This window comes from Amnimonas aquatica (genome assembly GCF_002943415.1).
Lineage (GTDB): Bacteria > Pseudomonadota > Gammaproteobacteria > Pseudomonadales > Moraxellaceae > Perlucidibaca > Perlucidibaca aquatica_A.
Map to the genome: position 1 here is coordinate 1 of NZ_PTQZ01000027.1, position 12,346 is coordinate 12,346.

At 67.6% G+C, this 12,346-nt stretch carries 7 protein-coding genes; 4 read left to right on the top strand and 3 right to left on the bottom strand.

Translation table 11 applies throughout. The features are described from left to right. Window positions 1-90: 90 nt before the first annotated feature. Window positions 91-4,557 carry a glutamate synthase large subunit gene (gene gltB / locus C5O18_RS02355; protein WP_105191263.1) on the top strand — a complete coding sequence of 1,489 codons (4,467 nt, stop codon included), beginning with the start codon at window positions 91-93 and terminating at the stop codon, window positions 4,555-4,557. Window positions 4,558-4,583: 26 nt separating this feature from the next. Further along, window positions 4,584-6,005 carry an FAD-dependent oxidoreductase gene (locus C5O18_RS02360; protein WP_105191264.1) on the top strand — a complete coding sequence of 474 codons (1,422 nt, stop codon included), beginning with the start codon at window positions 4,584-4,586 and terminating at the stop codon, window positions 6,003-6,005. Between the two features lie 83 nt (window positions 6,006-6,088). Here the strand turns inward: C5O18_RS02360 and C5O18_RS02365 are convergent, their stop codons facing one another. Then, entirely contained in the window at window positions 6,089-6,469 is a 381-nt protein-coding gene (locus C5O18_RS02365; RefSeq protein WP_105191265.1) for a hypothetical protein, read from the bottom strand. A gap of 231 nt (window positions 6,470-6,700) precedes the next feature. Between C5O18_RS02365 and hemE the strand changes: the two genes are divergently transcribed. Both hemE and C5O18_RS02375 read left to right on the top strand, forming a co-directional pair. After that, window positions 6,701-7,807, top strand: coding sequence for a uroporphyrinogen decarboxylase (gene hemE, locus C5O18_RS02370; protein ID WP_105191266.1), 1,107 nt, complete (start codon window positions 6,701-6,703; stop codon window positions 7,805-7,807). A gap of 62 nt (window positions 7,808-7,869) precedes the next feature. After that, entirely contained in the window at window positions 7,870-9,546 is a 1,677-nt protein-coding gene (locus C5O18_RS02375) for an ABC1 kinase family protein (protein ID WP_105191267.1), read from the top strand. 69 nt (window positions 9,547-9,615) lie between these two features. On the opposite strand, the gene C5O18_RS02380 is transcribed toward C5O18_RS02375, so the two are convergent. Then, window positions 9,616-10,317 (bottom strand): hypothetical protein, encoded by a 702-nt coding sequence (locus C5O18_RS02380; RefSeq protein WP_105191268.1) that lies wholly within the window; start codon window positions 10,315-10,317, stop codon window positions 9,616-9,618. Window positions 10,318-10,415: 98 nt separating this feature from the next. Continuing rightward, window positions 10,416-12,221, bottom strand: a complete 1,806-nt coding sequence (locus C5O18_RS02385; RefSeq protein WP_105191269.1) for an ATP-binding cassette domain-containing protein — start codon at window positions 12,219-12,221, stop codon at window positions 10,416-10,418. Window positions 12,222-12,346: the final 125 nt, after the last annotated feature.

A 12,346-nucleotide genomic window follows, 5' to 3' on the forward strand; every position in this document is an offset into this window, starting at 1 on the left:
GTGGCTAATTCCCGTACGATACGTGCCCCTTTTCTGGGGGCGCCGAGCGCCTGCGCGAAGCTTCAGTAACCTGAGTTCAAGGTAAGTTCAATGCAAGATCAGTCGATCGTCAACGCGGGCCTCTACAGCCCGGATGAGTTTCGCGACAACTGCGGCTTCGGCCTCATCGCGCACATGCGTGGTGAGGCTGGACATCATCTGGTTCAGACGGCGATTCATTCGCTCAGTTGCATGCTTCACCGCGGCGCCATTGCCGCAGACGGAAAGACGGGGGACGGTTGCGGTCTCCTGCTCGCCATGCCCAAGGCCTTCTTCCGCACCGTCGCGCAGGAAGAGCTGGGCGTCACCCTCGACGACACGTTCGCGGCCGGTCTGGTATTCCTCAGCACAGACCCTGCACTCGCCGCCAACGCTCGCGAAATCCTCGGCAGGGAACTGGCCGCCGAAGGCCTGACGCTGGCCGGCTGGCGCAAGGTGCCGACCGACAACAGCATCCTGGGCGAAATCGCCCTGCGCTCCCTGCCGGTGTTCGAACAGGTGCTGGTCAACGCCGGCAGCCAGGACGAAGTCACCGTCAACCGCAAGCTGTTCCTCGCACGCCGCCGTGCCGAGCACCAGCTCAAGAGCGATCCGCTGTTCTACATCACCACGCTGTCGACCCAGGTCATCTCCTACAAGGGCCTGGTCATGCCGGCGGATCTGCCGAATTTCTACCTGGACCTGCGCGACGAGCGCATGGCCACGCACATCTGCGTGTTCCACCAGCGCTTCTCGACCAACACCATGCCGCGCTGGCCGCTGGCGCAGCCGTTCCGCTACCTGGCGCACAACGGCGAAATCAACACGGTCATGGGCAACCGCAACTGGGCCCTGGCGCGCACGCCGAAGTTCGTCCACCCGGACCTGCCCGGCCTGACCGAGCTGACCCCGCTGGTCAACCGCTCCGGTTCCGACTCCTCCAGCCTCGACAACATGCTGGAGATCCTGCTCGGCGGCGGCATGGACCTGTTCCGCGCCCTGCGCATGCTGGTGCCGCCGGCCTGGCAGAACGTCGAGTCCATGGACGCCGACCTGCGCGCGTTCTACGAATACAACTCCAAGCACATGGAAGCCTGGGACGGCCCCGCCGGTCTGGTCATCACCGACGGCCGCTACGCCGTCTGCATGCTCGACCGCAACGGCCTGCGTCCGGCGCGCTGGGTCATCACCAAGAACGGCTACATCACCCTGGCGTCGGAGATCGGCGTCTGGGACTACGCGCCGGAAGATGTCATTTCCAAGGGCCGCGTCGGTCCGGGCAAGATCATCGCCATCGACACCCAGACCGGCGAGCTGCTGGAAACCAAGGACATCGACGACCGCCTGAAGCAGGCCCAGCCCTACAAGCAGTGGCTGCGTGCCGAGGCGCGTCGCATCGAGACCGACAGCGAGCTGGAGAAGCAGCTGCTGGGCGGCGTCGACAAGGCCGACCTGAATACCTACCAGAAGATGTTCCTGGTCACTTTCGAAGAGCGTGACCAGATCATCCGTCCGCTCGCCGAGTCGGGCCAGGAAGCCGTCGGCTCCATGGGTGACGACACCCCCATGGCGGTGCTGTCGCAGCGCGTGCGCCACCTGTCCGACTACTTCCGCCAGCAGTTCGCGCAGGTCACCAACCCGCCGATCGACCCGCTGCGCGAAGCCATCGTGATGTCGCTGGAGACCTGCTTCGGTCCGGAGATGAATGTCTTCGAGGAGACCGCCGAGCACGCCCGCCGCGCCATCGTGTCGTCGCCGGTGCTGTCGCACAGCAAGTTCCGCCAGCTGCAGAACATCGACCTGCCCGGCTTCGGCGTCGAGATCATCGACCTCAACTACCCCGAGGAAGAGGGCCTGAAGGCCGCGCTGACGCGTGTCTGCGCCCAGGCCGAAGCCGCCGTGAAGGCCGGCCGCTCGCAGGTCATCCTGTCCGACCGCCAGCTGCAGCAGGGTCGCCTGCCGATCAACGCGCTGCTGGCCACCGGCGCCGTGCATCACCACCTGACCGGCACCGGCCTGCGCTGCGACTCCAACATCGTGGTGGAGACCGGCATCGCCCGTGATCCGCATCACTTCGCCACCCTGGTGGGTTTCGGCGCCACGGCGGTGTATCCGTACCTGGCCTACGACATCATCGCCGACATGGCGCGCAACGGCGAGATCCTCGGTGACCCGCTGGAGGCGCAGAGCTACTTCCGCAAGGGCATCGACAAGGGCCTGCTGAAGATCCTGTCGAAGATGGGCATCTCCACCGTGGCGTCCTACCGCGCCTCGCAGCTGTTCGAGGCTGTGGGCCTCGACAGCGATGTCGTCGACACCTGCTTCCGCGGCGTGCTCAGCCGCATCCAGGGCGCCGGTTTCGCCGAGCTGGAAGCCGATCAGAAGCTGCTCGCCGGCGATGCCTGGAAGAGCCGCAAGACGCTCGACCAGGGCGGCCTGCTCAAGTTCGTGTTCGGCAAGGAATACCACGCCTTCAACCCGGACGTGATCAACACCCTGCACACGGCCGTGCGTTCGGGCGATTACAAGGACTACCAGGCCTATGCCGACCTGGTGAACCACCGTCCGGTCGCCACCATCCGCGACCTGCTGGACCTGAAGCGCGCCGAGCAGCCGCTGGCCATCGACCAGGTCGAGCCGCTGGAGGCCATCCTCAAGCGCTTCGACTCCGCGGGCATGTCGCTGGGCGCGCTGTCGCCGGAAGCGCACGAGTCCATCGCCATCGCCATGAACACCCTGGGCGGGCGTTCGAACTCGGGCGAGGGCGGCGAGGATCCGGCGCGCTACGGCACGCTGCGCAACTCCAAGATCAAGCAGATCGCCTCCGGCCGCTTCGGCGTCACGCCGGCCTACCTGTCCAGCGCCGAGGTGCTGCAGATCAAGGTGGCCCAGGGCGCCAAGCCGGGCGAGGGCGGCCAGCTGCCGGGCGGCAAGGTCAACGCGCTGATCGCGCGCCTGCGCCACTCGGTGCCGGGCGTGACCCTGATCTCGCCGCCGCCGCACCACGACATCTACTCGATCGAGGACCTGTCGCAGCTGATCTTCGACCTCAAGCAGGTCAATCCGAAGGCGCTGGTGTCGGTGAAGCTGGTGTCCGGTCCGGGCGTGGGCACCATCGCCGCCGGCGTGGCCAAGGCCTATGCCGACCTGATCACCATCTCCGGCTATGACGGCGGCACCGCGGCGTCGCCGCTGTCGTCGATCCACTACGCCGGTTCGCCGTGGGAGCTGGGCCTGTCCGAGGCGCAGCAGGCGCTGCGCGCCAACGACCTGCGCAGCAAGGTGCGGGTGCAGACCGACGGCGGCCTGAAGACCGGCCTCGACGTGGTCAAGGCCGCCATCCTCGGTGCCGAGAGCTTCGGCTTCGGCTCCACGCCGATGATCGCGCTGGGCTGCAAGTACCTGCGCATCTGCCACCTCAACAACTGCGCCACCGGTGTCGCCACGCAGCAGGACAAGCTGCGCCAGGACCACTACATCGGCGAGCCGGAAATGCTGATGAACTTCTTCAAGTTCATCGCCGCCGAGACCCGCGAGTGGCTGGCCGTGCTGGGCGTGCCGTCGCTGGCCGAGCTGATCGGCCGCACCGACCTGCTCGACATCCTGCCCGGCAGCACCGGCAAGCATGCGCGCCTGGACCTGCGTCCGCTGCTGAAGAACGATCACATTCCGGCCGAAAAGCCGCAGTACTGCCTGCAGGAGCGCAACCAGCCGTTCGACCTCGGCATCCTCGCCGAGGAGATCGTCCAGGCCGTGCTGCCGGCGATCGAGGCCAAGGCGGGCGGCACTTTCGAGTTCCGCATCGGCAACTGCGACCGCTCCATCGGCGCCCGCGTGTCGGGCGAGATCGCCCAGCGCCACGGCGACCAGGGCATGGCCGACGCGCCCGTCACCCTGAAGTTCACCGGCACCGCCGGCCAGAGCTTCGGCGTGTGGAACGCCGGCGGTCTCAACCTGTACCTCGAAGGCGATGCCAACGACTATGTCGGCAAGGGCATGGCCGGCGGCCAGGTGGTGATCCGTCCGCCGCGCGGCGCCGCGTTCAAGTCGCAGGACACGGCCATCATCGGCAACACCTGCCTGTACGGCGCCACCGGCGGCAAGCTGCTGGCGGCGGGCACGGCCGGCGAGCGTTTCGCGGTGCGCAACTCGGGCTGCCACGCGGTCATCGAAGGCGCGGGCGACCACTGCTGCGAATACATGACCGGCGGCCTGGTGACGGTGCTGGGGCGGACCGGCCTGAACTTCGGCGCGGGCATGACCGGCGGCTTTGCCTATGTGCTCGACCTGGAGAACAATTTCTTCGATCGCTGCAACCACGAACTGATCGAGCTGCACCGCATCAGCACCGAGCCCATGGGCCCGCACCGCCAGCATCTCAAGTCCGTCCTGCAGGAGTATGTGCGTGAAACGGACAGTGACTGGGGGCGCCAGATCCTGGAGCAGTTCGATGAGTACCAGCGCAAGTTCTGGCTGGTGAAGCCGAAGGCGGCGAACATCAAGGAACTGCTGAAGAACACGGTGTCGAACCCGCAGTAAGCACGAACAGGTATTGAGGCAAGATCATGGCAGAACGCCTGAACAATGATTTCCAGTTCCTGGACGTGGCGCGCCAGGACCCGACGAAGAAGCCTATCGATGTGCGCAAGGCCGAATTCGTCGAGATCTATCACCCGTTCACCCAGCCCGAGGTGGAGGGGCAGTCGCATCGCTGTCTGGCCTGCGGCAACCCCTACTGCGAGTGGAAGTGCCCGGTGCACAACTACATTCCGAACTGGCTCAAGCTGATTTCGGAAGGTCGCATCTTCGAGGCGGCCGAGCTGTGCCACCAGACCAACACGCTGCCGGAAGTGTGCGGCCGTGTCTGCCCGCAGGATCGTCTCTGCGAGGGTGCCTGCACCCTCAATGACGGCTTCGGCGCGGTCACCATCGGCAACACCGAGAAGTACATCGTCGACACCGCCTTCGCCATGGGCTGGCGTCCGGACCTGTCGCACGTGAAGCCGACCGGCAAGCGCGTGGCCATCATCGGTGCCGGTCCGGCCGGCCTCGGCTGCGCCGACGTGCTGACCCGCAACGGCGTGAAGGCGGTGGTGTTCGACCGCAATCCGGAGATCGGCGGCCTGCTGACCTTCGGCATTCCCGAGTTCAAGATGGAAAAGACGGTCATGAGCCGTCGCCGCGAGATCTTCACCGGCATGGGCATCGAATTCCGCCTCAACACCGAGGTGGGCAAGGACGTGACCATGGCCGAGCTGCTGCAGGAGTTTGATGCCGTGTTCCTCGGCATGGGCACCTACACCTACATGAAGGGCGGCTTCCCGGGCGAGGACCTGCCGGGCGTTCATGACGCGCTGGACTTCCTGATCGCCAACGTGAACCGCAACCTGGGCTTCGAGAAGAGCCCGGCGGATTACATCGACATGGCCGGCAAGCAGGTTGTCGTGCTCGGTGGCGGCGATACCGCCATGGACTGCAACCGCACGTCCATCCGCCAGGGCGCGCGCAGCGTGGCCTGCGCCTACCGGCGCGACGAGGCCAACATGCCGGGCTCGGTGCGTGAAGTGAAGAACGCGCGTGAAGAAGGCGTGGAGTTCCTGTTCAACCGCCAGCCGGTGGAGATCGTCGGCGACGGCACCAAGGTCACCGGCGTGAAGGTGGTCGAGACCCAGCTCGGCGCGCCCGATGCCCGCGGCCGCCGCAGCCCGGAGCCGATTCCGGGCTCCGAGCAGATCCTGCCGGCCGATGCCGTGGTGCTGGCTTTCGGCTTCCGCCCCAGCCCGGCGCCGTGGTTCGCCGACATCGGCATCGACCTCGATGCTTCCGGTCGCGTCAAGGCGCCGGCCGAGGCCGAGTTCAGCTACCAGACCAGCAACCCCAAGGTCTTCGCCGGCGGCGACATGGTGCGCGGCTCCGACCTGGTGGTGACGGCGATCTGGGAAGGTCGTCAGGCCGCCGAGGGCATCCTCGACTTCCTCGACGTCTGAGGCCGGTTCGCGGACACGAACGCGGAAACGGAAAAGCCGGGCATTGCCCGGCTTTTTTCATGGCGGGCGCGGCGCCCGGCCGGTCACTTGCGGCAGTCGTTGCCCTTGGTGCGCCAGGTCAGGATGGTCTTCTGCTTGTCGACCTCGAAGTAGGTCTGGCAACGCAGGCTGCGGACATCGCTGCCGAAGCCGAAGCCGGTGAAGAAGCCCGAGTAGCGCCCGCCGGTGTAGATGCCGGTCTGCACGCTGGGGCCGCTCATGTAGGTGTCCTGGCGGTCCCAGACATAGACCACGTTGCCGCTCGGGGCCTCGAAGCTGCCGGACGGGTAGCCCCAGGCATCCATGACTGCGCTGATGTTCTTGCCGACCCAGGTCTGCAGTTCCGATTCGTAGCGTTCGCGTGTGGCGCAGCCGGCCAGGGTCAGCAGCACGGCGGTGAGGGCGAAAAGTCGCATGCGGTTCATGACGGGCTCCCGGTCGTGTGGCACGACCTCCACGGTTGTTTTTGCCGCGCAGGCGGCATCCGGGGCAGAAAACGCCGCACGGGGTCCGGTCGCCTACAGCAGTCCGTCCGCGGACTGCGGCTTTGGTCGCAGGCATCTGCGACGCTCCGACGATGACCCTCGCGGCATCCTGCCCTGCTCCGGCTGCTACAATAGCGCCGCCTTCGTCACCGGAACAGAGCATCAGCCGCCATGTCTTCCCTGGAAAAGCCCGACCTGAAGAACGACCGCTTCCTGCGCGCCCTGCTGCGCCAGCCGGTGGACCGCACGCCGGTGTGGATGATGCGCCAGGCCGGGCGCTACCTGCCGGAGTACCGCGCCACGCGCGCGCAGGCCGGCGACTTCATGAAGCTGATGATGAACCCGCAGCTCGCCTGCGAGGTCACGCTGCAGCCGCTGGAGCGTTACCCGCTGGATGCCGCCATCCTGTTCTCCGACATCCTCACCATTCCCGACGCCATGGGGCTGGGACTGTATTTCGAGACCGGCGAAGGTCCGCGCTTCCGCCGCACCGTGACCTCTCAGGCCGATGTCGATGCCCTGCCGCTGCCCGATCCCGAGGCGGACCTGGGCTATGTCATGGATGCCGTGCGCACCATCCGCCGCGAGCTGAATGGCCGCGTGCCGCTGATCGGTTTCGCCGGCAGCCCGTGGACGCTGGCCACCTACATGGTCGAGGGCGGCTCCTCGCGTGACTTTCGCGCTGCCAAGACGCTCATGGTGACGCAGCCGGCGGTCCTGCACGCGCTGCTCGACAAGCTCGCGCAATCGGTCACGTCCTACCTGAACGCGCAGATCCGCGCCGGGGCCCAGGCGGTGCAGATCTTCGACTCCTGGGGCGGTGCGCTGTCGCACGCGGCTTACCGCGAGTTCTCGCTGGCCTACATGCGGCAGATCGTCGACGGCCTGATCCGCGACCATGACGGTCGCCGGGTGCCGGTGATCCTGTTCACCAAGGGCGGCGGCCAGTGGCTGGAGGCCATGGCCGACACCGGTGCCGACGCCCTCGGCTTGGACTGGACCACCGATCTCGGCCAGGCGCGCCAGCGCGTCGGCGCCCGTGTCGCGCTGCAGGGCAACATGGACCCGGCCATGCTCTACGCGCCGCCGGCACGTATCCGCGACGAGGTCGCGCGCATCCTCGCCAGCCACGCCGGGGTCTGGACCCCGGACCTGGGTGCCACCGCCGGCAGCGGCCATGTCTTCAACCTCGGCCACGGCATCGAGCAGCACGTCGATCCGGCGCACGCCGGGGCGTTCATCGAGGCGGTGGTCGAGCTGTCGGCGCGCTATCACTGATCGCGGCGGCATCCGCTACACTGGCGTGAAGACCACACCATGACCCGGGGAGCCGCGCCCGCATGAACCTGTTTTCCAGTGCCCGCGAATTCGGCCGCCTGCGCGAGCTGATCGGCATCCTGCTCAAGTACGGCTTCGACGACATCGTGCGCTGGCTGCACCTGGAAGGGCGCGCCGGCCTGCTCAAGCGCTGGCTCCGCCAGGACCTGCCGCCGGAGATCCGGCGCCTGCCCAGCGAGGCGCGTGCGCGCCTGGCGCTGGAGGAGATGGGGCCGACCTTCGTCAAGCTCGGCCAGATCCTCGCCACCCGTGTCGATCTGCTGCCATCCGAATGGATCACCGAACTGGAGAAACTGCAGGACCAGGCCGCCGCCCTGCCGTTCGCCCAGCTCAAGCCGCAGCTGGAGCGCAGCCTGGGCGCCAAGGTCGAGACCTGCTTCCGCCATATCGACGAGGCGCCGGTGGGCACGGCCTCCATGGCCCAGGTCTATCGCGCGGTCACGCAGATGGGCGAGCAGGTGGTGCTGAAGATCCGCCGCCCCGGCGTCGAAGCCAAGATCCAGGCCGACCTGCGCCTGCTGCACAAGCTGGCCGAGATCGCCGAGGCGCAGTCGGCGGAACTGCGGCGCTACCAGCCGGTGGATGTCATCCGCGAGTTCGAGGCGTCGCTGCTGCGCGAGCTGGATTTCAGTGTCGAGGCGCGTTCCGCCGACCGCATGCGCGAGAACCTGCGCGCGCTGGACTGGGTGGTGGTGCCGCGCATCTACTGGCAGTGGACCTGTGACGACCTCAATGTGCAGGAGTTCATCAACGGCATTCCGGCCAAGAACATCGAGGCCATGGACCGCGCCGGCATGGACCGAAAGCTGATCGCCCGTCGCGGCGCCCGCGCGGTGTGGAAGATGATGCTGGAAGACGGCCTGTTCCATGCCGACCCGCACCCGGGCAACTTCCTGATCCTGCCCGGCAACCGCATCGCCATGCTCGACTACGGCATGGTCGGGCGCCTGACCGCGACCCGGCGCGACCAGCTCATCCGCCTGATCCGCGGCGTCGCGCTGCAGGAGCCGGACACGGTGACGCAGGTGCTGGTGGAGTGGTCGGCGGGGCGCTACATCAACCGCGAAGGCCTGCTCGCCGAGGTCACCAACCTGATCGAGCAGTTCGACGGCGTGCCCATGGCCGAGCTCGACCTGACCGCGCTGCTCAATGCCGTGGCGGCCATCCTGCGCAATTACAACCTGCGCCTGCCCAGCGAGCTGACGCTGCTGGCCAAGGCCTGCGTCACCCTGGAGGGCTTCGGGCGCCTGATCGATCCCGGCTTCCAGCTCATGGACGAAGCCATGCCGCTGCTGCGCAAGACCCTCGCCAACCGCTACAGCCCGAAGGTGCTGGCGCGCGCCGTGCGCTCACGCGCGCTCGACGCGGTGGAGCGTCTGTACCACCCGGGTGCGGTGCCGAACGGCAACGGCCATGGCGGCTACGCCGGTCCACCGCCGATGCAGATCGAGGAACTCTCGCGCCTGGTCAACCGGCTGGAGCGCGCCAGTCATCGCCAGGCGCGCGCGGTCCTGCTCGCCGGCCTGTTCCTGGTCAGCGGACTGATGCTGCAGCTGGAGGGCGGGCCGCAGTTCCTGGGCATGCACGTGCTGGGACTGATCAGCCTGATCGGCTGCACCGGCTACTGGATCTGGATGCTGACCCAGCTCTGGTGGACCGAGCGCGGCCACCGAGACTGAGCCCCTGCGCACCGGCTGGTCGGGGAGCAGGGCGCGTCCGGTCAAGGCCGCGCCCTGGTGGTTCGCAGCTCAGAGCGGGCTGACGCGGGGCTCGGGGAAAACCATTTCGAAGCGCGGAATCTCGAACGCGGCGATGCAGCGGCCGCGTGCCAGGTCCGGGAACTGCGCCGGATTGAAGCGCCAGCCCTCCACCTTGGCCCAGCGCAGGCGGCCTTTCGCGCTCGGCGCCAGCGTGAACTGGCGACCTTCCCAATGCTGCGACAGCGTGCGCAGCGCCGCCGGCACCCAGTTGCCCGGCATGGGCAGCGACGGGCCGCGCGGCCGCAGCGTCAGCTCGGCGATGAAGTCGCCGTCCTCCGCGGTCAGGCGGGCCTGGTCCGTGCCATCCGGCAGTCCGTAGCGCATGTCGAAATCGCAGCGGTCCTTGGGAATGCCCCAGTTGCGGCGGCCGTTGTGCACCGACTCCCAGCTTGACACGAAGATGCGCGAAATGCTGGGGTGGCGCTGGTTGCCGAAGCGGAAGCTGCCGGGAATGAACAGCAGCTCCTGATAGGGGCCGGCGGGGCTGCTGGCGTAGTCGACCAGCATGACCAGCGCCACCGCGCCCTTGCGGCTGGCGCGCAGGCTGTCCGGGGTCCAGGGGTCGCTGTCGAGCACGTCATCCGGCATTTTCACCGCCAGGATGTAGCCGCGTCCGTGCAGCAGCCAGGGCGCGGGGGCATCGGCAATGCCAGCGGGAACGGGCTGGGGCGCGTAGCGTGTGATGGTCATGGGCAGGGCTCCGGGCGGCCGGCAGGGCCGCCCATCGGTCAATGATGGCTGCCGATGCTCCATTTTTGTGACCAGTCAGTCAATGGCTTTGGCGGAAATTACCCGCCGAGGGTCTCCCAGCGCTCCAGCAGATGCAGCAGGCGCTCGTCGATTTCGCCCAGTCGCTGCGACAGGGCGGTGGCACGGGCGGCATCGCTGACGAACAGCGAGCCGTCCGCGAGGGCGGCACCGGCCTCGGCCTGCTCCGCCTCGAGCGCGGCGATCTCCTCGGGAATGGCGTCCAGCTCGCGCTGTTCCTTGTAGCTCAGCTTGCGCTTCGCCGGCGCGGTTGCCGGAGTCGGCGCCGCGGCCGCCACCGGGGCGGCGGGTCTGCCCGGCAGTGACACCGCAGTCTGGGCCGGACGCTGGCGCAGCCAGTCGTCGTAGCCGCCGACGTACTCGTTGATCGCGCCGTCGCCCTCGAACACCCAGGTGCTGGTCACCACCTCGTTGAGGAAGGCGCGGTCATGGCTGATCACCAGCAGTGTGCCCTGGTAGCCGACCAGCAGCTCTTCGAGCAGTTCCAGGGTCTCGACATCGAGATCGTTGGTGGGCTCGTCCAGGATCAGCAGATTGGTCGGGCGGGTGAACAGCTTGGCCAGCAGCAGGCGGTTGCGCTCGCCGCCGGACAGCGCCTTCACCGGCGTGCGTGCGCGCTGCGGCGAGAACAGGAAGTCCTGCAGGTACGACAGCGCGTGCTTGCGCTGGCCATTGATCTCGATGAAGTCGGAGCCCTCGACCACGTTGTCGATGACGCTGGCCTCGGGGTCGAGCTGGGCGCGCAGCTGGTCGAAGTAGGCGACCTGCAGCATGGTGCCGTGGCGGACGCTGCCGGCATCGGGCGCGATCTTCTGCAGCAGCAGGTTGATCAGCGTGGTCTTGCCGACGCCGTTGTCGCCGATCAGGCCGATCTTGTCGCCGCGCATGACCACGGCGTTGAAGTCACGGACCAGTGCCAGGCCGCCCAGCGTCTTGCACAGGCCGGTGGCTTCCAGCACCAGCTTGCCCGAGCGCTCGGCGTCGCTGATCACCAGCTTGGCGTTGCCGGTGCGCTCGCGGCGCGCGGCACGGTCGCGGCGCAGCTGCTCGAGCGCGCGCACGCGGCCCTCGTTGCGGGTGCGGCGGGCCTTGATGCCCTGGCGGATCCAGACCTCCTCCTGCGCCAGCTTCTTGTCGAAGACGGTGCTCTGGTGTTCCTCGGCGATCAGCTGGGCCTCCTTGTGCTCGAGGTAGGCCGTGTAGCTGCCGGGAAAGCTGCGCAAGGTGCCGCGATCCAGTTCGACGATGCGGGTCGCCACCGTGCCGAGGAAGCTGCGGTCATGGGTGATGAACAGCAGGGTGCCGTTCCAGCCCAGCAGGAACTGCTCGATCCAGGTGATGGAGCGGATATCCAGATGGTTGGTCGGCTCGTCCAGCAGCAGGATGTCGGGTTCGGTGATCAGCGCGCGCGCCAGCAGCACGCGGCGCTTGCGGCCGCCGGACAGGCTGGCGAACTCGCCGTAGGGGTCGAGCTCCAGGCGCGTGGTGATCTTGGCGACTTTGGTCTGGATTTCCCAGTCTTCCAGGTGGCCGACCATGTCCGGATGCTCCTGCAGGCCGCCGGCGACGATGTCCTCCACCGTGCCGGCCCAGTCGCGCGGCACTTCCTGCATCATGGTGGCGATGCGCAGGCCCTGCTGGCGCACGATCTCGCCGCCATCGGGCGTGATCTCGCCGGCAATCACCTTGAGCAGGGTCGACTTGCCTTCGCCGTTGCGGCCGATGATGCAGACGCGCTCGCCGCGCTCCAGGCTGAACGCGGTCTTGTCGAGCAGGTGCGGGCCGCCGAAGGCGACCGAGACATCACGCAGGGAAAGCAGGGCCATGACACCACGCCGGAGCAGTAACGGAAGGGCGCGCAGTCTAGCAGATGCCCGCTGCCGGCATCTGCTAGACTGCGCGCGACTCAACAGCAGGGCCGGGCTCAAGGCCGGGAGCGCACATCTATGGA